This is a genomic window from Streptomyces sp. TLI_146 (genome assembly GCF_002846415.1).
Classification (GTDB): domain Bacteria; phylum Actinomycetota; class Actinomycetes; order Streptomycetales; family Streptomycetaceae; genus Streptomyces.
Genome location: NZ_PJMX01000001.1, coordinates 3,489,670 through 3,512,162 on the forward strand (window position 1 = coordinate 3,489,670; position 22,493 = coordinate 3,512,162).

20 protein-coding genes and 2 tRNA genes are annotated in these 22,493 nt (G+C 72.9%); 5 read left to right on the forward strand and 17 right to left on the reverse strand.

Annotated features, from left to right (window positions below; all coding sequences use genetic code 11):
- The first annotated feature begins 161 nt into the window (after positions 1-161).
- Entirely contained in the window at positions 162-410 is a 249-nt protein-coding gene (locus tag BX283_RS15880) for a hypothetical protein (protein ID WP_101388269.1), read from the forward strand.
- A gap of 30 nt (positions 411-440) precedes the next feature.
- Here the strand turns inward: BX283_RS15880 and BX283_RS15885 are convergent, their stop codons facing one another.
- The 6 genes from BX283_RS15885 to leuS all read right to left on the reverse strand — a co-directional run bounded on the left by BX283_RS15885 (position 441) and on the right by leuS (position 10,361).
- Positions 441-1,334 (reverse strand): YceI family protein, encoded by an 894-nt coding sequence (locus tag BX283_RS15885; protein WP_101388270.1) that lies wholly within the window; start codon positions 1,332-1,334, stop codon positions 441-443.
- A 391-nt stretch (positions 1,335-1,725) separates the two neighbouring features.
- Positions 1,726-4,305 carry a ComEC/Rec2 family competence protein gene (locus tag BX283_RS15890; RefSeq protein WP_101388271.1) on the reverse strand — a complete coding sequence of 860 codons (2,580 nt, stop codon included), beginning with the start codon at positions 4,303-4,305 and terminating at the stop codon, positions 1,726-1,728.
- Complete coding sequence (locus BX283_RS42170; RefSeq protein ID WP_306822804.1) at positions 4,302-5,006, reverse strand: ComEA family DNA-binding protein; 705 nt, start codon at positions 5,004-5,006, stop codon at positions 4,302-4,304. The genes BX283_RS15890 and BX283_RS42170 overlap by 4 nt, the downstream gene beginning before the upstream one ends.
- A 578-nt stretch (positions 5,007-5,584) precedes the next feature.
- Positions 5,585-6,430, reverse strand: a complete 846-nt coding sequence (locus BX283_RS15900; protein WP_101388273.1) for a DegV family protein — start codon at positions 6,428-6,430, stop codon at positions 5,585-5,587.
- 162 nt (positions 6,431-6,592) lie between these two features.
- Positions 6,593-7,315 carry a hypothetical protein gene (locus BX283_RS15905; RefSeq protein ID WP_101392369.1) on the reverse strand — a complete coding sequence of 241 codons (723 nt, stop codon included), beginning with the start codon at positions 7,313-7,315 and terminating at the stop codon, positions 6,593-6,595.
- A gap of 172 nt (positions 7,316-7,487) precedes the next feature.
- The gene (leuS, locus tag BX283_RS15910) at positions 7,488-10,361 is read right to left on the reverse strand and encodes a leucine--tRNA ligase (RefSeq protein ID WP_101388274.1); all 2,874 of its coding nucleotides are present in this window, start codon (positions 10,359-10,361) and stop codon (positions 7,488-7,490) included.
- 411 nt (positions 10,362-10,772) lie between these two features.
- On the opposite strand from leuS, the gene BX283_RS15920 reads away from it, so the two are divergent.
- Both BX283_RS15920 and BX283_RS15925 read left to right on the forward strand, forming a co-directional pair.
- Positions 10,773-12,143, forward strand: coding sequence for a hypothetical protein (locus tag BX283_RS15920; protein WP_257582888.1), 1,371 nt, complete (start codon positions 10,773-10,775; stop codon positions 12,141-12,143).
- The gene (locus tag BX283_RS15925) at positions 12,140-13,708 is read left to right on the forward strand and encodes an NADH-quinone oxidoreductase subunit NuoF family protein (RefSeq protein WP_101388275.1); all 1,569 of its coding nucleotides are present in this window, start codon (positions 12,140-12,142) and stop codon (positions 13,706-13,708) included. The genes BX283_RS15920 and BX283_RS15925 overlap by 4 nt, the downstream gene beginning before the upstream one ends.
- 61 nt (positions 13,709-13,769) lie before the next feature.
- On the opposite strand, the gene BX283_RS15930 is transcribed toward BX283_RS15925, so the two are convergent.
- Positions 13,770-13,842: transfer RNA gene (locus BX283_RS15930), tRNA-Ala, on the reverse strand.
- A gap of 117 nt (positions 13,843-13,959) precedes the next feature.
- Between BX283_RS15930 and BX283_RS15935 the strand changes: the two genes are divergently transcribed.
- Positions 13,960-15,183, forward strand: a complete 1,224-nt coding sequence (locus BX283_RS15935; protein ID WP_257582890.1) for a glycosyltransferase 87 family protein — start codon at positions 13,960-13,962, stop codon at positions 15,181-15,183.
- Here BX283_RS15935 and BX283_RS15940 read toward each other — a convergent pair.
- The 3 genes from BX283_RS15940 to BX283_RS15945 form a co-directional block, all read right to left on the reverse strand.
- Positions 15,152-15,385 carry a hypothetical protein gene (locus BX283_RS15940; RefSeq protein ID WP_067158879.1) on the reverse strand — a complete coding sequence of 78 codons (234 nt, stop codon included), beginning with the start codon at positions 15,383-15,385 and terminating at the stop codon, positions 15,152-15,154. The genes BX283_RS15935 and BX283_RS15940 overlap by 32 nt on opposite strands.
- A 1-nt stretch (position 15,386) precedes the next feature.
- A complete protein-coding gene (locus tag BX283_RS40630; RefSeq protein ID WP_180357167.1) occupies positions 15,387-15,548 on the reverse strand; it encodes a hypothetical protein in 162 nt (53 codons plus the stop codon).
- Positions 15,549-15,620: 72 nt separating this feature from the next.
- Complete coding sequence (locus BX283_RS15945) at positions 15,621-16,982, reverse strand: MFS transporter (RefSeq protein WP_257584307.1); 1,362 nt, start codon at positions 16,980-16,982, stop codon at positions 15,621-15,623.
- 181 nt (positions 16,983-17,163) lie between these two features.
- Here BX283_RS15945 and BX283_RS15950 point away from each other — a divergent pair, with 181 nt between their 5' ends.
- Complete coding sequence (locus tag BX283_RS15950) at positions 17,164-18,033, forward strand: helix-turn-helix transcriptional regulator (RefSeq protein ID WP_101388277.1); 870 nt, start codon at positions 17,164-17,166, stop codon at positions 18,031-18,033.
- 159 nt (positions 18,034-18,192) lie between these two features.
- Here the strand turns inward: BX283_RS15950 and BX283_RS15955 are convergent.
- The 7 genes from BX283_RS15955 to BX283_RS15980 form a co-directional block, all read right to left on the reverse strand.
- Positions 18,193-18,265: transfer RNA gene (locus tag BX283_RS15955), tRNA-Ala, on the reverse strand.
- Positions 18,266-18,414: 149 nt separating this feature from the next.
- Positions 18,415-19,074 (reverse strand): histidine phosphatase family protein, encoded by a 660-nt coding sequence (locus tag BX283_RS15960; RefSeq protein ID WP_101388278.1) that lies wholly within the window; start codon positions 19,072-19,074, stop codon positions 18,415-18,417.
- Entirely contained in the window at positions 19,071-19,505 is a 435-nt protein-coding gene (gene rsfS / locus BX283_RS15965; RefSeq protein ID WP_067158886.1) for a ribosome silencing factor, read from the reverse strand. The genes BX283_RS15960 and rsfS overlap by 4 nt, the downstream gene beginning before the upstream one ends.
- A 78-nt stretch (positions 19,506-19,583) precedes the next feature.
- Positions 19,584-21,302, reverse strand: coding sequence for an LCP family protein (locus BX283_RS15970; protein ID WP_101388279.1), 1,719 nt, complete (start codon positions 21,300-21,302; stop codon positions 19,584-19,586).
- A gap of 14 nt (positions 21,303-21,316) precedes the next feature.
- Positions 21,317-21,937: a nicotinate-nucleotide adenylyltransferase gene (nadD, locus tag BX283_RS15975; RefSeq protein ID WP_101388280.1), complete on the reverse strand. Its 621-nt coding sequence runs from the start codon at positions 21,935-21,937 to the stop codon at positions 21,317-21,319.
- 38 nt (positions 21,938-21,975) lie between these two features.
- On the reverse strand, positions 21,976-22,140 hold the full coding sequence (locus BX283_RS40635) for a hypothetical protein (RefSeq protein ID WP_180357169.1): 165 nt from the start codon (positions 22,138-22,140) through the stop codon (positions 21,976-21,978).
- A gap of 89 nt (positions 22,141-22,229) precedes the next feature.
- Positions 22,230-22,454: a hypothetical protein gene (locus BX283_RS15980; protein WP_101388281.1), complete on the reverse strand. Its 225-nt coding sequence runs from the start codon at positions 22,452-22,454 to the stop codon at positions 22,230-22,232.
- Positions 22,455-22,493 lie beyond the last annotated feature (39 nt).

The window sequence follows — 22,493 nt, forward strand, 5'->3', positions numbered from 1 at the left end:
GACAGGACCCCACTGCCGGCACATCACCGCCGACACCTCCCGGCTAACGACAGCACCTCCCGGCTCCCGGCTACCGGCTACCGACAGCGGCCTCCGGCAGTCGACGACAGCCGCCCGGGGCCCGTTCCCCCACACCCCTCCCCGTACCGGAGAATGTCCAGGTGAGCGATGTGACCCGACACGTACTGGTGCTGCCCGACCGCGACGCCGCCGACGAGGTGGCCGAGGAACTCCCCGCCCGCTTCGGCCTGGCCGAAGAGCCCCAGCTCGTACGCGACGCCCTGGCCGGCGAGGACGACGCCGAGGACGCCCAGTGGCTGGTCGTCGTCGAGGACCCGGACCACCGCCTCGACCCGGCGGCCCTCAACGAACTCGCGGAGGAGTACGAGGGCTGGCTGGAGGCCCCGTAACCGGGTGGCCCGCGAGCGAGCGCCCGAGCCTCACCCGGCCTTCGGCAGCACCTGGATGTCCATCTCGATGGAGATCGACGACCCGATCGCCGCGATCCCCCGCGCCAGCATGGTCTGCCACGTCAGCGTGAAGTCCTCCCGGTGCAGCTCCGTCGTCGCCCGGCAGGCCGCCCGCGTCTCGCCCTCCAGCCCCGTACCGAGGCCGAGGTACTGCGTGTCCAGCGTGACCGTACGGCTCACCCCGTGCAGCGTCAGCCCGCCGATGACCGCCCAGCGGCTGCCGCCCCGGTGCACGAACCGGTCACTGTAGAACTCCAGCGTCGGGCAGCGCTCCACGTCCAGGAAGTCCCCGGACCGCAGATGGTCGTCGCGCATCCGGACACCGGTGTCGATGGACGCCGCGTCGATGACGACGTGCATCGCGGACTCCTCCATCCGCTCCCCGATCCGGATGACCCCGGCGAACGTGTTGAACCGCCCGTGGATCCGCGCCAGCCCGATGTGCCGTGCGGTGAAGCCGATCTGGGAGTGCATCGGGTCGAGCTCCCACTCCCCCGGCTCGGGCAGCGCGGGCGGCTCCGCGAGCTGGAGCGTCACGTCACCGAGCCCGGCGAGCGTGCTCTCCGCCACCACGGCGTTGGTGTGGAACGGCGTGTACCCCTCCGCCGTCACCGCCAGCCGGTACTCCCCCGCCGGCACCGTCGCCATGACACTGCCGTACGGATCGGTCTCCCCCGCGAGGACCTTGCGGCCCGCGCTGTCGCTGACCACGAACTCGGCCTGCCGGACCGGCTCGCTGACCGGGTCCAGGACCCGGCAGTTGAGCACCCCGGCCGTCGGCGGAACGGCGACCGCCGCGAGAGGTCCGCTCCGGACCGTACGAGCCGCACGGCCGACCAGGGCTGCGCGGGCCGTACGGTCCATATGGGTCGGACGGTCTGTACGACCCGCACGGTCTGTACGACCCCCACGGTCCGCACGGTCCATACGAGAAGAGTCGGTCGAACGCCTGCCGGGCCAGCGGCTGAACACGGTGCACACACTCCCGTGCGAGAAGGAACTTCCGGACCGCGCACGGCCAGGACACCCTCGTCACGGCAGGACTTGCGGCCCTTGACGAAGATGCATTCGATCACTCTTGGCCCGTTCGAGGCAAACGGGGTCCATGTGACGTGTTGAGCAACACTGTCCGAAGAGGACCGAATTGCTACCCCCGGTTACACCGCACGGCCAACCACGCGCCCCCCTCCGGCAGATACCCCTCCATTCCGGGGCACGCCCGAACTCCCACCACGAGGCCCGCCCCTGCCCGCCCTCATGGCCCACGCCCCAGCGGCACCGCCATCAGCCCGCTCCCCGCCCCGCTCCCCCTCCCCGTCACCGCGATCGCGCCGTCCGTGTCGGTACGCAGCACCCGCGCCCCGGACGCCGCGAGCAGGGACACCGTGGCGGGCGCCGGGTGGCCGTACGGATTGCCCCTCCCCGCCGAGATCAGTGCCAGCCGGGGCCGGATCGCCCGCAGCAGGGCCGGGTCCTGGTGGGCCGAGCCGTGGTGGGCGACCTTGAGGACGTCCACCGGCGGCAGCTCGGGATGGGCCCGCAACAGGGCCTGCTGGGCGGGCGGTTCGAGGTCGCCGGGAAGCAGCAGGGTCAGCCCTCCGGCCCGGACGAGCAGCGTGACGCTGGCGTCGTTCGGCCCGTCCGGTGTGACGGTCGGCGGAGGCAGCGGCCACAGCGCCTCCCAGGTGAGGCCCCCCACCGCACGCCGCTCCCCCGGCTCCACCGGGACGACCGGCACCCCCGCCCCGGCAGCGGCCCGCCGCACGAACCGGGCCTGCTCCAACGGCTCTTCGTACGTCGCCGTCTCGATCACCCCGACGGCCCGCCCCCGCAACACCCCCGCCAGCCCGGCCACATGGTCCGCGTGGAAGTGGGTGAGAAGGAGCAACGGAATCCGGGTGACGCCCAGGGCTCTGAGGCACCGGTCCGCCGGAACGGGGTCGGGCCCCGCGTCGACCACCACCGCCGTCCCCTCCCCCGCCGCCAGCACTGTGGCGTCGCCCTGCCCGACGTCGCACATCGCGAACGCCCAGCCCGGCGGCGGCCAGCCGGTGACGATCCGGGTCAGCGGCGCGGGCCGCACCACGGCGAGCAACAGGAGCACCGCACACCCGGCGGCCGCCCACGGATGGCGGGGCAGCCGTCTGGCCAGGAACACCGCGCCGACGGTGACCCCGGCGAGCAGGGCCCCACCACCCCAGCCGCCGGGCCATCCCGTCTGCGCCCCCGGAAGCGCTGCCCCGGTTCGGGCGATGTCGGCGAGCCACCCCGTCGGCCAGCCCGCACACCATGCCAGCAGCTCGGCGACCGGCATCGCGACGGGCGCCACGGCCAGGGCCGCGAACCCCAGCACCGTGGCCGGGGCCACCGCCAGCTCGGCCAGCAGATTGCACGGAACAGCCACCAGGCTCACCCTCGCCGCGAACACCGCCACCACCGGCGCGCACACCGCCTGCGCCGCACCCGCCGCCGCCAGCACCTCCGCGAGCCGACCCGGCACCCCGCGCCGCCGCAACGCCTCGCTCCACCCCGGGGCGATCGTGAGCAGCGCCCCCGTGGCCAGCACGGAGAGGAGGAACCCGTAACTCCCCGCCAGCTCCGGGGCGTACAGCACCAGGACCAGTACGGCGGCGGCCAGCGCCGGGACCAGCGATCTGCGGCGGCCCGTGGCGATGGCGAGCAGCGTGACAAGTCCGCAGGCCGCCGCGCGCAGCACGCTCGGCTCCGGTCGGCACACCACCACGAACGCCACGGTGATCAACCCGCCGAGCAGCGCCGTCGCCCGCAGCGAGATGCCGAGGCGTGGGGCCAGACCGCCCCGCTCGGCCAGCGAGGCCCGGCCGGGCGGTCCGATCAGCAGCACCAGGACGATCACCAGGTTGCTGCCCGAGACCGCCATCAGGTGCGTGAGGTCGGTCGCCTCGAAGGCGTCCCGCAGCTCGGGCGTGACCCGCGAGGTGTCCCCGACGACGAGCCCCGGCAGCAGCGCCCGGGCGTCCGGACTCAGCCCGTCGGCCGCCTTCCGCAACCCGGCCCGCAGCCCACCCGCCGTACTCTGCAAGGCAGTTGGCTCCCCCACGACCTGCGGCGCCACCCGCTCGGGCACCCGCACCACGGCGGCCGCCCATTTGTCATCCGGTCGCGGTGGCGCGAGCCGGGTGGACACGCGTACCCGCGTCGAGGGCAGCAGTCGCTGCCACGACTCCGGTGCGGTCACCAGGACCGGCGTCCGCACCCGGCTGGCACCGCCGTCCGGTCCGACGACCCGGGTGACCACCGCCTGGATCACCACCGACCGCCCACCCCACGCGGCCCGCGCCCGGATCGGCTTCGGGTCGGAGGTCAGGGTCAACTCGACGGTGGTGTGCACGTATTGCCGCGCCAGCCCGGGAACCGGCCCCCGCCGCGCCTCGGCCACGTGCAGCGCGCTCGCGGCGGCCCCGGCAGCGGCGCACAGCAGCACGGCGGCGACGGCAACCCGGTTCAGCCGCCAGGCCCCGGCCGCGCGATGGGCCGTGGACACGGGCGGCGCAGGTCCGGCCCGATGCTCCGACGCCATAGGGGGCGCGGGTCCGGCCCCTCCCCAAGCGCCAGTTCTGCCACCCCCTCCACTCCCCCAGCGTCGAATCGTCGGCCCCAGCAACACCCCCGCCACCACCAGGAACGCCACGATCCCCCAAGTCACCCACCGCACCGGTGCATTGAGCGCCACGGCCGCAGCAGCCCAGGCGCCGATCGCGGGCGGGACCAGGCGGAGGTCCGACGGGCCCTTCTGACGGGGGTTGGCGGCGCCGAGCGGACTGCCGGACTCGACGTGGACCCCGGGGCGGTTCATGGCCGCACCAGGGGGCGGAGGTCCTCGAACCGGCGGTCACCGATCCCATTGACCTCCCGCAGCTCGTCGACGGACCGGAATCCGCCGTGCTGGGCGCGGTAGTCGACGATGTGCTGGGCGAGTACGGGACCCACCCCCGGCAGGGCGTCCAGCTGATCCACCGTGGCGGAGCCCAGGCTGACCGGCGCCCCGCCCGCCCCGGCGCTCCCTCCACGACCGGCGACCGGAGCGGCGGCGCCCGGCACCGCGCCGGGCACGCCCACGACCACCTGCTCGCCGTCCATGAGCACCCTCGCCCGGTTGAGTCCGGTGACATCCACCCCGTCCCGTACTCCACCCGCCGCAGCCAGCGCGTCCGCGACCCGGGACCCCGGCGGCAGCCGGTGGATCCCCGGTCGCCGCACCTTGCCGCTGACGTCGACCACGATGCCCCCGCTCGGAGACGGCCCGGGTGCCCCACTCACCCCGGCCACCGGCACCGGGCTCGGCGTCGGCCCCGGGCCGGGGCTCACCGTGTGAACGGGAGGCGCCGGTCCCGTCACCCTTTCCGGGGCGCGCACAGGCTCGGGCCGCCCCGCCCAGAAGTGCTGCACGGCGAACCCCACGGCCACGATCAGCACCACGCTCAGCGCGGCCAGGCTCCTCGGCGTGAGCCCGCACCGCACCTGCACCCACACCGGCAGCCGCTCCCACAGCGCCATCCAGACGTGGTCCCGCGCGCCCGGAAAGCCGGTTCCATCGGCCGGAGTCGACGGCGTCGACGACTTCGGGGCGGGCGCGGGCGGACTTGGCGGATCTGACGGGTAGGCCGGACCAGGCGGACCGGGTGGGTCTGGCGGATCAGGTCGCGGAGGCGCGGGTGAAGGCGCAGACAGGGGCGCGGGCGGACCAGTCGGCGCGGGCCCTGGGACCAGTGCGTGTGGATCAGTCGGCGCGGGCGCCGGGACCGGTGCGCGTGGATCAGTCGGCGCGGGCCCCGGGAGCAGTGCCTCCGCCCGCCGCCGCGCGGCCGTTCCCGCGGAGGCACGGACCTGGGCGCCGCGTGCGCGACGGCCGTGACCATGGCGGGCACGGCCGTCCGAACCCGGTGCGCGGCCCGGCCCGCTCGTTGCGATGCGTGGTGATCGGATAGCCATGCCACGACGGTAGGCAGCTCCGGCCGACCCCGCTGAGCAGGCTCAATTCCCGTGGATATCCCAGCGGTTGTGGATAACTCCGTCACTCGTACGGGTAACTCGCACGGAGGGTGACTCGCACCGACTACACGTCCCCACCGCCCTCAGCGCGGCGAGACCACCGCGCCCAGCAACCCGGGCCCCGTGTGCGCCCCGATCACCGCGCCGACCTCGCTGACATGCAGGTCCGCGAGGCCCGGTACCCGCTCCCGCAGTCGTTCCGCGAGCGTCGCCGCGCGCTCGGGCGCGGCGAGGTGGTGCACGGCGATGTCCACCCGGCTCGTCCCGGCCCGCTCGACGACGATCTCCTCCAGCCGCGCGATGGCCTTGGAGGCGGTGCGCACCTTCTCCAGCATCTCGATGCGGCCGCCGTCCAGCTGGAGCAGCGGCTTGACCGCGAGCGCCGAACCGAGGAGTGCCTGGGCCGCCCCTATCCGGCCGCCCCGGCGCAGATAGTCGAGCGTGTCCACGTAGAAGAAGGCGGAAGTGCCCGCCGCGCGCTTCTCGGCCGCGGCCACCGCCTCGTCGAGCGTGCCGTCCGCCTCGGCCACCTCCGCCGCCGCCAGCGCGCAGAAGCCGAGGGCCATCGCGACCATCCCGGTGTCCACCACCCGTACCGGCACCGGTGCGCCCTTCGCCGCCAGCACGGCGGCGTCGTAGGTCCCGGAGAACTCGGCCGACAGGTGCAGTGAGACGATCCCGGTGGCCCCGGCTTCGGCCGCGGCCCGATAGGCGGCGGCGAACACGTCGGGGCTGGGCCGCGAAGTGGTCACGGAGCGGCGTTTCTGCAGGGCCAGGGCGAGGGAACGGGCCGAGATCTCGGTGCCCTCCTCCAGCGCCTGGTCGCCGAGGACGACGGTCAGCGGCACCGCGGTGATGCCGTGCCGCTCCATCGTCTGCGGCGGCAGGTAGGCCGTTGAATCGGTGACGATCGCGACATGGCGGGACATGAGCGGGAGGTTACCCGCCGGGGGCGCCGCACGGCAGCCCGGCCCCGGTCCAATGATCAGTTTGGACCCCCCTTGACCGGTTCGGACGCGCGCCCGTGCCCGGGCGACGGCTGGCCGTCACGAACCCCTGGGCCCAGTTCCCACAGGCCCTGGTCTTATGCCTCAGTTCGTCGTCTCCGGCTTGGCGGTCTTCTGCCACGGGTACGCGGGCGCGGGCCGCGCCGCCCTGATCGCCTGTGGGGCGTCCGCCGCCGTCCCGGCCGCCGGGTCGAAGGCCGAGCCGGTTATCCCGCCCGGCACGTCCGTGGGCGCATCCGCGGGCACCCCCGTGGTCGGCCCCTTCGTCGCCCAGTCCCGCAGCGCCCCCGACTCGACCTCGATCTCCGCGCTCAGCGCGGCCAGGTCGTCGTCGGCGAACTGCCGGGCCCGGTCGCGGGCCGCCCAGCGCAGCGAGTCCGCCGCGTGCGTGATCCGCTCCGTGCGCTCGCGCAGCTCCGGCATCCGCCGGCCCACGCGCAGCTTGTCGGGCTCGCGCTCCAGGCGCTTGAGCTCGTCGTCCAGCTCGTGTCCATGGCCGCTCAGCCGCTCGAAGAGGCTCAGCGACTCCTTCAGGGACTCGTCCTGCTCCACGCGCGCGTGGAGCGCGTCCTGGGTGGCCCGCATCGAGGTGCGCAGCGAGAGCCGCAGCTGTGCGAGCTCACCGGCCACACCGACCTGGCCCATGCTCTTGGCCCGGAGCGTGGTGTCCTCGACGGCCTTGCGGGCCTGCGTGACCGTGCGCTCCACTCCTCGCCTGGCGGCGCCGACCGCCTTCACCGCCAGGTACACGCCCAGCACGACGAAGGCGACGAACATCAGCGCCAGGATCGCGATCGCGGCTTCCATGAACGTCCCCTCGATGTCGGTCGGCTTCCCTCCCACCGTAAACGGAACGGGCAGGCTGGTGGTTCCCTGGGAACCCCCAACCTGCCCGTAGGGGAAACCCCCCACTACCGCTCGCCCGTCGCGCGGGAGCCGTCACACCGGGACGGTCACGCGCGAACTGTCACGGGAATCGTCACGCGGGAACGATGTTCACCAGCTTCGGCGCCCGCACGATGACCTTGCGGATCCCGGCGCCGCCCAGCGCCGCGACGACCGCCTCGTCGGCCAGGGCCAGCTTCTCCAGCTCCTCGTCGGAGATGGTGGGCGGGATCTCCAGGCGCGCCTTGACCTTGCCCTTGATCTGCACGACGCAGGTCACGGTCTCGTCCACGACGTACGCGGGGTCGGCGACCGGGAAGTCCTGGTGGACGACCGAGTCCTGGTGGCCCAGCTTGCGCCACAGCTCCTCGGCGATGTGCGGGGCCAGCGGCGCCACCAGCAGCACCAGCGGCTCCGCGACCGAACGCGGCAGCGCGCCGCCCGCCTTGGTCAGGTGGTTGTTCAGCTCGGTGATCTTGGCGATGGCGGTGTTGAAGCGCATCTCCGCCAGGTCGCCGCCGGCACCGTCGATCGCCTTGTGCAGGGCGCGCAGGGTCGCCTCGTCCGGCTCGGCGTCGGTGACGGTGACCTCGCCGGTCGTCTCGTCGACGATGTTGCGCCACAGGCGCTGCAGCAGGCGGTACTGACCGACCACCGCGCGCGTGTCCCAGGGCCGCGACACGTCCAGCGGGCCCATCGCCATCTCGTACAGGCGCAGGGTGTCCGCGCCGTACTCGGCGCAGATCTCGTCCGGAGTGACCGCGTTCTTCAGGGACTTGCCCATCTTGCCCAGCTCGCGCTTGACGGGCTCGCCCTCGAAGAAGAACTTGCCGTCGCGCTCCTCGACCTCGGCGGCCGCCACCGGGAAGCCGCGGCTGTCCCGGTAGACGTACGCCTGGATCATGCCCTGGTTGTACAGCTTGTGGAACGGCTCGGCCGACGAGACGTGCCCCAGGTCGAACAGGACCTTGGACCAGAAGCGCGCGTACAGCAGGTGCAGCACGGCGTGCTCGGCGCCGCCGACGTACAGGTCGACGCCGCCGTGCGGCTGGCCCTCGCGCGGGCCCATCCAGTACTGCTCGATGGCCGGGTCGACCAGCTTCTCGCTGTTGTGCGGGTCCAGGTAGCGCAGCTCGTACCAGCAGGAACCGGCCCAGTTGGGCATGGTGTTGGTCTCGCGGCGGTACGTCTTGGGGCCGTCGCCCAGGTCCAGGGTGACGTTGACCCAGTCCTCGTTGCGCGACAGCGGCGTCTCGGGCGAGGTGTCCGCGTCGTCCGGGTCGAACGTGCGCGGCGAGTAGTCCTCGACCTCGGGCAGCTCCAGCGGCAGCATCGACTCGGGCAGCGCGTGGGCGACGCCGTCCTCGTCGTAGACGATCGGGAAGGGCTCGCCCCAGTAGCGCTGGCGGCTGAACAGCCAGTCGCGCAGCCGGAAGTTGACGGTGCCCTCGCCGATGCCGCGCTCGGCCAGCCAGTCGGTGATCTTCTCCTTGGCCTCGGCGACGCCCAGGCCGTCCAGGGAGATGTCGGCGCTCGCCGAGTTGACCAGCTTGGCGTCGTACGAGCCGAACGCGTCGTCCCAGGTCGAGGTGTCGGTGCCGCGGTCGTCCGAGGGCTCGACGACACAGCGCATCGGCAGCTCGAAGGCGCGCGCGAAGGCGAAGTCCCGGGAGTCGTGCGCCGGGACGGCCATGATCGCGCCGGTGCCGTAGCCCATCAGGACGTAGTCCGCGATGAAGACGGGGACCTGGTCGCCGCTGATCGGGTTGACCGCGTACGCGCCGGTGAAGACGCCGGTCTTCTCCTTGGCGTCGGCCTGGCGCTCCACGTCGGACTTGGACGCGGCGAAGGCGCGGTACTTGGCGACGGCCTCGGCGGGGGTGGCGTGTCCGCCGGTCCACACCTCGTGGGTGCCCTCGGGCCAGGCGGCGGGGACGATCGAGTCGACCAGCTCGTGCTCGGGCGCCAGCACCATGTAGGTGGCGCCGAACAGGGTGTCCTGGCGGGTGGTGAAGACGGTGATCGCGTCGCCCTCGGTGCCCACCGGGAAGTCCACGCGGGCGCCCTCGGAGCGGCCGATCCAGTTGCGCTGCTGCAGCTTGATGGCCTCCGGCCAGTCCAGCGCGTCCAGGTCGTTCAGCAGGCGGTCCGCGTAGGCGGTGATGCGCATGTTCCACTGGCGCAGCTTCGCCTTGAAGACGGGGAAGTTGCCGCGCTCGGAGCGGCCGTCGGCGGTGACCTCCTCGTTGGCCAGCACGGTGCCCAGGCCCGGGCACCAGTTGACCGGCGCGTCCGAGGCGTACGCCAGGCGGTAGCCGCCCAGGACCTCGGCGCGCTCGGCGGCGCTCAGCTCGCTCCACGCGCGCGTGGTGGGAGCCTGGCGCTCACCGCTCTCGAACTGGGCGACCAGCTCGGAGATCGGGCGGGCCTTCTTCGCCTCGGCGTCGTACCAGGAGTTGAAGATCTGGACGAAGATCCACTGGGTCCACTTGTAGTAGTCCGGGTCGATCGTCGCGAAGGAGCGGCGCTTGTCGTGGCCCAGGCCCAGTCGGCGCAGCTGCGCCTTCATGTTCTCCATGTTGGCCTCGGTGGAGGTCCGAGGGTGCGTGCCGGTCTGCACCGCGTACTGCTCGGCCGGCAGGCCGAAGGCGTCGAAGCCCAGCGTGTGCAGCACGTTGTGGCCGGTCATGCGCTGGTGACGGGCGAAGACGTCCGTGGCGATGTAGCCCAGCGGGTGGCCGACGTGCAGTCCCGCACCCGAGGGGTACGGGAACATGTCCATGATGAACTTTTTGGGCCGGGCGACGACCGCCGGGTCCCCGGCCAGGTCACCACTGGGGTTCGGCGCCGCGTAAGTGCCGTCGGCGTCCCAGAAGTCCTGCCAGCGTGCCTCGATGTCGGCGGCCATGGCGGCCGTGTAGCGGTGCGGCGCTACCGGCTCTGCGGCAGCGGGGTTCGTCTCGCTCATGATTCCTGAAGCTCCATCGATCGTCTCTGCCAGCGGCTGCGACATTCACCAAACGAAAAAGCCCCTCGCACAGGAGGGGACGCCGCGCCGATTCCGACCGGCTCTCTTCATCGGTCGGGACTGATCAGCGCGGCTCGCTAAGCAGAAGGCGTACGGCACGCATGGCGTCAGGGTACCGCAGGCCCCACACGGCCCGCACTGAGCGTTCACGAGGGCACACGCGGAGGGTTCACAGAGCCCCTACGGAGAGTGCGCGAGGCGCTCCAACGAGCTCAGCCGACAGAGGTTACTCCGCGTACCGACCTCTTCTGACCTCTTCTGGGGCAACCAATCAAACGCCGTACTGCTTGGTATGAGGCGACCTAGCATGCGGCCACGGGACCACTTTGCTGAACGTTTCGGAGTTGCCCCATGAACCCTCACAGTCCCCGCTCCACCCCGACACTGAAAATCCCGTCCCTGAAGGGACGGGCGAAAGGAGGAGCGTCCGGCGCGCTCCTGGTCGCCTCGGCGGTGCTCATACCGGTGCTGGCCGCCACGACCGGCGGCGGTTTCCGTGCCGCGCTGGACTTCACCACCGGCGTCCTGTCGCTGGTCTGCCTGACCTCGTCGGTCGTCTGGGGCCTGCTCGCCACCGACCGGCTGCTGATGACGACGCGCCACCGGCTCGTCGCCCAGGCCGTGCACCGCGCGACCGCCGTGTCCTCGATCGGCTTCCTGCTGGTGCACATCACCGTCAAGATCGCGGTCGGTCATGTGGGCCTGCTCGGCGCCCTGGTGCCCTTCGGACTCGGCGTCACCGGCTCGGACGGCCTGATCGGCCTCGGCTCGCTCGCCGCCGTCCTGATGGTCGTCACGGCCGCCACCGGCGCGCTGCGCAGCGCCTTCGCCAACCCGGACCGCGTCGCGGGCCACTGGCGCTCGGTGCACATGCTGGCCTACCCGGCCTGGTGCTTCGCTCTCGTCCACGGCCTGTACGCGGGCCGTCAGGCGGCCGGCTGGGTCGTCACGCTGTACAGCCTCTCGCTGGCCGGTGTGGCCGGCGCCCTCGTCGTCCGCTCGCTGCCGCGCCCGGTGCGCCGCCGCATCACCCGGTGGCTCGCGCCGCTCCTCGCGCGCGTGGAGACGGCCCAGGCGATCGCCCCGGACGCCTCCACCCCCCAGGCGCACCCGGCCGACCCCGCCTCCCCCCGCTACGAGGCGCCCGCACCGCATCCGTACCCGACGGACGCGTTCGCGACCGACCGCTTCACCGCCGAGCGCGAGACGACCCACCCGCTCCCGGCCGACCCGTACGAGACCCAGGCGCTCTACGGGACGGAGCCGCCGCGTGCCGTGCCCGGGCCGACCCCCGCCCCCGGCATCTCGGCCGCCTACCGCGCGGTCTCCCTGGCCCCCGCCCCGCCCCAGTACGCCCCGAGCTGGCCGACGCCCACCCCGCGTCCGCCGGAGAACATGCCGCTCCAGGAGAGCGGCTTCGCGGACCTCGGCGCCAACGACCTCGGCGGCACGCCCTACAGCGGCACGGACTACAGCGGCGCCGACTACGACAGTGCCGGCTTCGCGGGGACGGACCTCAACGGGGCGGACCCCGGCCGCGCGGCCTACGGGGGCTTCGACGAGACCGCACCGCTGCCCACCGTCCCCTACGGGGACAGCGGGGCCGCCTTCGAGGCCCCCGGGCCCGGCGCGCCGCAGCCCGAACCCTTCACCCAGCCCAGCCCGTTCCACCAGCCCGTCGCCGGTGAGCCCTGGAACAGCACCGCAGGAGACCGCCCGTGAACGCGCCACTGCCCGACGTCCCCGAGGTGCGGGTCGTCGGACTCCCGCAACTGACCGCGGGGTTCGACCTCGTCGAGCGCCTCGGCCTCGACATGCACCTGAAGGTGCACGGCCCGCTGGAGCCGGTGCCCGGCGAGCAGCTGGCCCAGCTCGCCGAGGACATCTCGCTCAACGGGCGCGGCGGCGCCGGGTTCCCGTTCGCCCGCAAGCTGCGGGCGGTCGCCAAGTCCGCGATACGCCGGGGGGTGCGCCCGGTCGTGGTGGTCAACGCGAGCGAGGGAGAGCCCGCCTGCCGCAAGGACACGGTCCTGGTGAACCGGGCGCCCCATCTGGTCCTGGACGGCGCTCTGCTGGCCGCTGAGGCCCTGGGCGCCCGCACCCTGGTGGTCGCCGTCACCCGGGACTCCACGGAGGCCTCGATCCGCGCGGCCTTCGCCGAGCGGGGTCTGGCCGACCGGCGCGGGCCCGCGCTGCGCGCGCGCGTGGTGCGCACTCCGGAGCGGATGGTCTCCGGCGAGGCCTCGTCCGTGATCCGGGCGGCGGGCGGCGGGCCCGCGATGCCGCCGGGCCGCAAGGTGCGTGCCTCGGACACCGGCATCGGGGGCGCGCCGACGCTGCTGTCCAACGCGGAGACGTACGCGCAGCTCGCGGTGGCCGCCCGGGTCGGCCCGCGCAGATACAGCCACTCCGGGCTGCCCACCGAGCCCGGCACGGTCCTGCTGACGCTCTCCGGGGCGGTGGCCCGCCCGATGGTGGTGGAGGTGCCGACGGGCGTGCCGCTGCGGTACGTGCTCCAGCTGGCCGGGGCGCCGCCGGTGCCCCAGGGCGTGCTGACCGGCGGCTACCACGGGAGCTGGCTGGACGCGGCGGCCGCGCACGACGCCGTGATCTCGCGGGAGTCCCTCGCCGCGCTCGGCGGCGCGCTCGGCGCGGGCGCGATCCTGCCGATCGGGCCGGAGACGTGTCCGCTGGGCGAGGCGCTGCGGATCGCCAACTGGCTGGCGGCCGAGACCTCCGGCCAGTGCGGCCCGTGCCGGCTCGGGCTGCCGGCCGCGGCGGGCGGCCTCGCGGACGTCATGAACGGCGGCGGCCCGGCCGCCCTGGAGGCCCTGCGCGAGGTGACGGGCGCCGTCAAGGGGCGCGGCGCCTGCAAGCACCCGGACGGCTCGGCCCGCTTCCTGACGTCCACCGTCAACGCGTTCACCGACGATCTGGCGGCGCACGTCCTGGGCGGCGGCTGCGGCCGCCCCACGCTGGGCCTGCTGCCGCTGCCGGGCGACGGCTACCAGGAGGAGGGCATCCCCAGCGGCGAGAAGGTGCTGGTCGACTGGACGCTGTGCGAGGGGCACGGGCTGTGCGCGGACCTCATCCCGGAGCTGATCCGGCTGGGCGCCGACGGCTACCCGGCGGTGGCGGACGCGACCGTCCCGATGCATCTGCGGGGGCGCGCGCAGCGGGCGGTGCGCCGGTGCCCCGCGCTGGCGCTGCGGATCGAGGGGGCGCCCGCCGAGATGCCCGCGCTGACCGCGCCGGCCCGCAAGGCCCTGGGCAGCGGCCGCGGTTGACCCGCTGAGCCGTGACGGCAAGAAGGCGGCCACCCGGATCGGGTGGCCGCCTTCTTTACTGTGGAGCTAAGGAGAATTGAACTCCTGACCTCCTGCATGCCATGCAGGCGCTCTACCAACTGAGCTATAGCCCCTTGCTTTGTTCGCCGCCCGGTTTCCCCCGGCGACATCGAGAACATTACACGGTCCCCCCGGCACTCCACCAAATCGATTGCCGTTCTGTACGGACAGGGCCGGTAACGTCCCCTTTCGTGACCGTGAACGTGCTCGCGCAGACCGCCGCCCGTCTCACCCCCGTCCGCCGCCCCGTGGCGCTCGCCGCCGCGGCCTGCCTGCTCTCGTTCGCCGTCTTCTGGGTCGCCCAGCGGGCCGCCGGGGTGTCGATGATCGACCTGATGGTCTACCGGGCGGAGGGAGGAACCGTACGGGCCGGGGCGGATCTGTACGAGATGCGCGCCACGCGCGCGAGGCTGCCCACCACCTACCCGCCGTTCGCCGCGCTGCTGTTCACCCCGCTGACGCTGCTGGGCGTGCCCGAGATGCGCACGCTCGCCACGATGGCGAACCTCGCCCTCCTTGTCGCGCTCGCCCACCTCTCGCTGCGGCTGGCGGGGCGGGAGCGGCCGGGGGCCGCGCTGTGGGTGGCGGCGCTCGCGGTGTGGTGCGAGCCGGTGTGGACGACCCTGCGCTACGGCCAGATCAATCTGCTGCTCGCGGTCGCCGTCCTGTGGGATCTGACCCGGCGGGCGGGCCACCGGGGGGCGGGCGCGGGCATCGGCCTCGCGGCCGCGGTGAAGCTCACACCGGCGCTGTTCGCGCTGTTCCTGCTGCTCACCGGTCTCGTACGCGCGCGTGGAGCGGGTGCGAACCCGTGGCTGCGGCAGGCGGCGACGGCGCTGGCGGTGTTCGCCGGGGCGACGCTGGCGACCGCCGTCGCGCTGCCCGCCGACTCGCGCCGGTTCTGGACGTCGACGGTCTTCGAGACGAGCCGGGTCGGCCACGCCGAGGACACCGCGAACCAGTCGCTGCGCGGAGTGCTGGCCCGGCTGCTGCACACCGGCGCCCCGGGTGCCTGGTGGACGGCGGCCGCGGCCCTCACGGCGGTGCTCGGCCTGTATGCGGCGGTCCGGGCCGAGCTGCGCGGCGAGCGGGCCCGGGCGGTGCTGTGCTGCGCGGCCACGGCGCTCCTGGTGAGCCCGGTCTCCTGGTCGCACCACTGGGTGTGGTGCGTGCCCGGGCTCGTGCTGCTCGGGGCCCACCGGGTCCGCGGGGCACTCGCCGCCCTGGTCTTCGGCTCGTACGCCCTGTGGTGGGTGCCCCACGGGGCGGACCGCCCCGAACTAGCCCAGAACGGGCTGCAGATGGCGCTCTCGGCGCTCTATCCGCTGGCCGGGGCCGCCTTCGTGGCGGCGGTGGCGCTCGGGCCGCGGCGGGCGGCGCCGCTCAGGCCGTGGCGAAGGAGTAGAACCTCTTGAGGGTGCAGTGCGCCTCCAGGAGACGGCCGTAGATCGGCTCCCCCTCCAGCTCCCGGTAGGTCTCGATGGGGTCGCCTTTTATGATCAGCGCCCGCGCGCATTCCTCGCACCAGTACTGGTAGTCGGCGTTGACCGGTTCCATGTCCCGGACGATCGGCGTACCGCTGCCGCACCAGTCGCACTTCCGCCTGTGTGCACCCATCTCAGCTCCAGCTGTGGCCGCAGGCCGTGCACACGTAGGAGACGCCGCCGCTGTCGCCGAGCATCTGCGCCACACGGGAGGAACCGCAGGAAGGACAGCTGATCCGGGTCGCTGTCCGCGGCGCACCGGACAGGTCCGGGATGTCGTCGCGGCTCGTAGGCATCGCGGTCTCCCTCCCGTTCGGTCCGTCGTCCCCCTCCGGCCGTCACGATTCTGCCATGGTCGCGCAAGAGGGTCAGCGACGTCGTGATACGAGACCCGTCAGCGCCCCCGCGAGGGCCGCTCCGGCCAGCGCGAGAGAGCACGCCCACAGCGCGCCGCCGGAGGTGTGCGCCCCCGTCGTGAGCCGGTTCAGGAAGAGCGTGCCGAAGGCGGCGACGCCGATCAGCTGGCCCAGCTGGTTCACGGTGGCGAGCAGTCCGCTGGCGTCCGCCGCGTCCTCGGGCCGTACGCCCGCGAGCGCCCCCGCGAAGGTGGGGCTGAAGGCCAGCGCCAGGCCGGCGCCGACACCGGCGTACGTCACGTAGACGACCAGCCCGCCCGTACCGCCGCCGCGCTGGAGCAGACCGGTCGCCAGGGTCGACACCGCGGTCAGCGCGAATCCGCCCGGCACCAGCGCCCGTTGCCAGCGGGCGGGCCAGCGCCGCCAGGTGAGCCCGACCGTGCCGAAGACCACGGCGGTCGGCGCGAAGGTCAGTCCCGCGCGCAGCGCGCTGTAGCCGAGGCCGCCCTGGATGTGCAGGGTGAGGGTGAACAGGAAGCCCGCGTTGATGGCCATCACGATGGCGATCCGGACGACCGCGAGGCCCATGCCGGGCAGCCGCAGCACCCTGGGTGCGATCAGCGGGGCGCCGCCGCGCCGGGCCAGGCGCGACTCGTACGCCCAGAACGCGGCGAACAGCAGCGCGCTGGACGCCAGCGACAGCCAGGCCCACAGCGGCCAGTCCTCCTCCTGGCCGAGCACCAGGGGCACCGTGAGCAGCGTGACGGAGGCGCCGAGCAGCACCAGGCCGGGCAGGTCCAGGTCGCGTGCCCAGCGGGCCGCGCCGCGGTGCTCGCGGCGTTCCCGGGGCAGGTGGCGCACGCCGAGCGCCAGCAGCACGATCCCGATGGGCACGTTGACCAGGAACACCGGCCGCCAGCTGGTGCCGAAGAGGTCGGCGCTGACCAGGATGCCGCCCAGGACCTGCCCGGCGGCCGCTCCGGTGGCGAGCACGGCGGAGTAGACCCCGAGGGCACGCACGCGTGCCTCGCCGGTGAAGTTGCGCTGGATGAGGCTGAGCACCTGCGGGATCATCAGCGCCGATCCGGCGCCCTGCACCAGCCGGAATGCGATCAGCTGGCCGGCCGTCCCGGCCAGGCCGCAGGCGAGCGAGGCGGCCGTGAAGACGGCCAGCCCGGCCAGGTAGAGGCGGCGGTGCCCGAGCAGGTCGCCCAGGCGCGCCCCGGTGATGAGCAGCACCGCGTACGCGATGGTGTATCCGGCGACGACCAGCTGCAACGCGGCGCCGGAGGCGTGCAGTTCGGCGCGGATGGTGGGGGCGGCGACGTTGACGATGAAGACGTCGAGGAGCGCCATGAACTGCGCCGCGAGCACGATCGCGAGCAGCAGCGGGGGCCGGTTGTCAGTGGCACGGTCTTTACTGAGTAAGGGACTTGGGCCCGTGGGAAGCGCGGTGGTCATGGCAGCCAGCCTGACCCCGGGCGGATACGGGTAACGAGAGCCCGCTGATGCTGGTACTGACAGCACCTGGCAGGAGCGGGCGACGGGATCGACGATGGGGGACGTGACGACTGTGGCCGCACCGAACGGACGCCGGAGACCGGAACTCGCCGCGTTCCTGCGCAGCAGACGCGCGCGGGTCACGCCGGCCGACGTGGGCATGCCGCCGGGCCTGCGGCGGCGCACGCCCGGGCTGCGCCGGGAGGAGGTCGCCCAGCTCTCCGGAGTCGGCGTGACCTGGTACACCTGGCTGGAGCAGGGCCGCCCGATCAACGCCTCGCCGCAGGTCCTGGACGCGGTGGCGCGCACCCTGCGCCTGGACGAGCCCGAGCGCGAGCACCTGTACCACCTGGCGGACGTGCCCTGCGAGCCGGACCGGGAGGCTCCGGTGGTGGAGGTGGGCCCGGAGATCCAGGGCATCATCGACGCACTGGATCCGCATCCGGCCGTGGTCTACAACGGGCGCTACGACATCCTGGCGACCAACCCCGCCTACCGGGACCTGTTCGACATCCCGGAGATCCGGTCGACGGGCGTGCGCAACGTGCTGTGGACGCTGTTCACCGTGCCGGAGGCGGCCTCTCCGGTCATGTTCCGGGAGAAGGAGCTGCCGGTGATGGTGGCGACCCTGCGCTCGGAGTACGGCCGCCACGCCGGGGAGCCCGCCTGGGAGTCGTTCATCGCCGCGCTCTCCGAGGCGAGCCCGTACTTCGCGCGGCTGTGGAGGAACGGCGACGTGGTGCCGCCGGGACCGCGCGTGAAGACCTTCCGGCACCCGGCGGTGGGCGAGATACGGATGACGTCGGTGTCGCTGTCCATCAACGGGATGCCGGAGTGCCGGATCGTCACGTACACGCCGAACGACACCGAGAGCGGCGCGCGTACGGCGACGCTGAGGGAGATGCGGGAGAAGATCTGGGCGTGAGGCGGCCGCGCGGGCACGGGGCTGGGCGGCCGCCTCACACCCGCGGCCTCGGCCGGGCCGCGGGACGTGCGAGGGGCGGGCGTGCGGGCAGCGGGCGTGCGGCGCCCCGGAAACGCGAAATCCCGCCCGGTCTGACGACCGGACGGGATCCCGTTCCTGTGGAGCTAAGGAGAATTGAACTCCTGACCTCCTGCATGCCATGCAGGCGCTCTACCAACTGAGCTATAGCCCCGCTGTTCGCTTTGTTTCCCGCGCTCCCGCGCTGCGAACAAGAAGAACTTTAGCCTGTGACCTGCCGGAAAGTGAAATCCGGTGGTCGCACCGCCCGGGCGGGCGCCGGGCGCGCCCCGGCGGCCGCGCCGGAGGCGGCTGATAGCCGCCTCAGTCGTCGTCGCCGAGCACCGGCTCGGGGAGCGTCCCGGCGTTGTGCTCCAGCAGGCGCCACCCGCGCGCGCCCTCGCCGAGGACGGACCAGCAGCAGTTGGAGAGCCCGCCCAGGCCCTCCCAGTGGTGCGCCTCCAGCCCCAGGAGACGGCCGATGGTCGTACGGATCGTCCCGCCGTGGCTGACCACGACCAGGGTGCCGTCGTCGGGCAGCTTGTCGGCGTGGGCGAGGACCACGGGGGCGGCCCGGTCGGCCACCTCGGTCTCCAGCTCGCCGCCGCCCCGGCGCACCGGCTCGCCGCGCTTCCACGCCGCGTACTGCTCGCCGTAGCGCTCCACGATCTCCTCGTGGGTCAGGCCCTGCCAGGCGCCCGCGTACGTCTCCCGCAGAGCCGAGTCGTGGGTCACCGGCAGCCCGGAGACCGCGGCCAGCTCGTCGGCGGTCGCCGCGGCCCGCTTGAGGTCGGAGGCGACGATGGCGTCCGGCTTCAGGGCCGCCAGCAGGCGCGCCGCGCGGCGCGCCTGGCCGAGACCGGCCTCGGTCAGCTCGATGTCCGTGGAGCCCTGGAAGCGGCGCTCCAGGTTCCACGCGGTCTGGCCGTGCCGCCACAGGACGACCCGGCGGCCCCGGCCCGGCTTGGCGTCGCTGCTGTTCAGCTCAGCTCACCGTCCTCCGTCCCACCGTGCAGCTGGGCGTGCTCGGCGGCCTTGCCGCGGGTCTTCACCGCGTCCTCGGGGAGCGGCAGCTCGGGGCAGTCCTTCCAGAGCCGCTCCAGGGCGTAGAAGACGCGCTCCTCGCTGTGCTGGACGTGCACGACGATGTCGACGTAGTCGAGCAGGATCCAGCGGGCGTCGCGGTCGCCCTCGCGGCGCACCGGCTTGGCGCCGAGCTCCTTGTTCAGACGCTCCTCGACCTCCTCCGCGATCGACTTGACCTGGCGGTCGTTGGGGGCGGAGGCGAGCAGGAAGGCGTCGGTGATCGACAGCACGTCGCTGACGTCGTACGCGATGATGTCGTGCGCGAGCCGGTCGGCGGCCGCCTGAGCGGCGGCGGTGATGAGCTCGATGGAACGGTCCGTGGCGGTCACAAGCTGGCTTTCGTCGGCGGTCAGATCGATTCAGATCGTTCTCCAGGATCTCACGGACCGCCGACAGCCCCGAAAGGATTACTTGATCTTGTAGTCCTTGCCGAGCACCACGGTGACGTCCGCGTTGGCCGCGGCCTTGCCCTGCTTGACCGCACCGGCCGGCAGCCCCAGCGTCTTGGCGACCTCTTCGGCCTTCGCCTTCTGCCCTGTGTCACCGTAGGTGACGGAGGACGACGCCGCCGTGCTCGCGCCGCCCGCGTCGATGACGGCGTAGCCGCCGTTGACCAGGTCGACCCGGGCCTTGTCGGCCGCCTTCGGGTTGCCGCTGGCGTTGCTGACGCCGACCCGGACCGCCGCGCCCTTGTCGGGGGCCGTGACCGAGCCGCCCAGGATGTCCTTGACCACGCTGTCACCGGCCTGCGCGCTGAGCGTGCCGTCCGGCTGGACGGGCAGCAGCGCCGTCTTGTAGGCACCGACCTTGGCGTGCTCGGCGAGCTTGGCCAGCGAGGCGCCGAGGTCCGACTCGGGCAGCGAGGGGTCGAGGATCTGCGCCAGCGTCTGCACGGTGATCGTCGCGGCCTTGGGGTCGTCCGAGATCTTGCGCAGCACCCCGTACATGACCTGCCCGAACCGCTGCAGCTGCTTGGCGTCGGCCTCGCCGGGCGCCTTGTACGTGGCGTACGCCACGGCCATCTGACCGGTCAGTGTCTGGTCGTCGCCCTTCTTGACCACGGGGGCCGCGTCCGCCTTGGCGCCCGGCACATCGGCATCCGTACTGATGTCGATGTTGCCGACCAGGTCGACCAGGTTCTGCAGGAAGGGCGTGTCCAGCCGCCAGGTTCCGGTGATCTTGGTTCCGAGCAGGGCGCCGAGCGCCTCACGGGTGCCCTGCGAGCCGTCGCTGTCGACGGACTTGCCGAGCGTGGTGCGGGTGCCGTCGTCGTTGGAGACGGCGAGGGTGTTGGGCAGCAGGACGGTGGTGCCCTGCTTGGTGGTCGCGTTGTTGACGAGCAGCGCCGTGGAGGTGCCGCCCTTCGCCGTGTTGTGCAGATGGACGACGATCACGTCCCGCTTCTGCGCCCCGACCGCGACCCCCGGCTTCTTGGAGTCCGAGGACGACGACAGGCCGGGCAGCTTGCCCGCGGCCCACAGGTAGCCGACGCCGCCGACCGCCGCGAGGGCGAGGACGACGACCAGCGCGACCACGCGGTTGCGGCCGCGCCGCCGCGCCTCCTCGCGCCGCTCGCTGCGGCTCTCGGTGAACTTCAGCCAGTCGATGACGTCTTCGGAGTCCTCGTCGGGCTCCTCGATGAACGAGAACTGCTCGGTGCGGTAGTCGCGTTCGTCCTTGCGCTGCTGCGGCAGCACCGGGATCTGCTCGGCCACCGGCTCGGGCTCGGGCTCCCGCACGGGGGCCTGCGCCGGGGAGGCCTGGGCCGGGGGCTGTTCGCGGCCCCACTGCTGCGCGGTGTCGTAGCCGTACCCCTGGTTCTGCTGGGGCACGGACGGCTGCGCGGACTGGCCGTAGGTGTCGTAAGTGTAGTCGTACGAGGGCTGCTGCTGGGCGTACGGGTCGTACCCGTAACCGCCCTGCTGCTGGCCCTGCTGCCCCTGGTGATCCTGCTGGGAGGGCTGGGTCTGCTGAGACTGGTGGGGCTGCTGCGGCTGGGCCTGGGCGTACGGGTCGTACGAAGCCTGCTGGGGCACCTGTTGGTACACCGGCTGCCCGTACTCGTCATAACCGACAAGCTGCACCTGCGGCGCATAGGGGTCGTACGGGTCCTGTCGGTCGTTCACCGGGTGCCCTTCTCTCACTCGCCGCGGTAGAGCTGGCGCTTGTCGATGTAGCGCACCACGCCGTCCGGAACCAGATACCAGACCGGGTCGCCCTGCGCGACCCGCGCCCGGCAGTCCGTCGACGAGATCGCCAGAGCGGGCACCTCCACCAGCGACACCCCGCCCTCGGGCAGACCGTCGTCCGTCAGTATGTGGCCGGGCCGGGTCACCCCGATGAAGTGGGCGAGCGAGAACAGCTCGTCCACGTCACGCCAGGTGGTGAGGATCTGCGAGAGCGCGTCGGCGCCGGTGATGAAGAACAGGTCCGCGTCGCTGTTGAGGGCGCGCAGATCCCGCAGCGTGTCCACGGTGTACGTCGCACCGCCGCGGTCGATGTCGATCCGGCTCACCGAGAACTGCGGGTTGGACGCGGTCGCGATGACCGTCATCAGATACCGGTCCTCGGGCGCGGAGACGTTTTTGTGGCTCTTCTGCCACGGCTGCCCCGTCGGCACGAACACGACCTCGTCCAGATGGAACTGAGAGGCCACCTCGCTGGCGGCCACCAGGTGTCCGTGGTGGATCGGGTCGAACGTCCCGCCCATCACGCCGATGCGCCGCTTGACCGGACCGGTAGGCACTTCCTGCTCTCCCATGCGTGCAGAGCCTACTGGCCCGGTGGAAACGCCCCGACTCAGCGGTCGCGGTTGAAGCGCGTGGTGATCCACAGCAGGAGCAGCAGCGCGAACAGGGCGCCGCCACCGGTGACGTACGGGCTGAGGCTTTCGTGGTTGCCGCCGTGCTCGGTGCCCTCGGCGAGGGTGACCAGGTGCGTGGCGGCGGTGCTGGTGAGGCTCATCGTCAGCAGGACCTATCCGGGAGTCGGAGCGGAGACTTCGGGCTCATCGTATGCGGGCCGCCCGGGCACTCTCACGCCGACTCAGCCGTTCAGTCCTTGACGGCGCCCTCCGCGTCGGGGCTCGCACCCCGGCTCGCCACGCCGTCCGGCTCGGCCGCGGCCGCGTCGCCACCCTCGTCGGAGCGGTAGCCGCGCAGCAGCAGCCAGGCGAGGCCGCCCGCACCGAGGATCGACACGACCAGCAGGATCCGCAGCACATTGCCGGGTCCCTGCTGGTCCGAGGCGGCGGCGAGAAGCGTGACGGCATCCGTCATGGCAGGTGTCTCCTTGGTTATCCACAGGCCCCCGCCCCA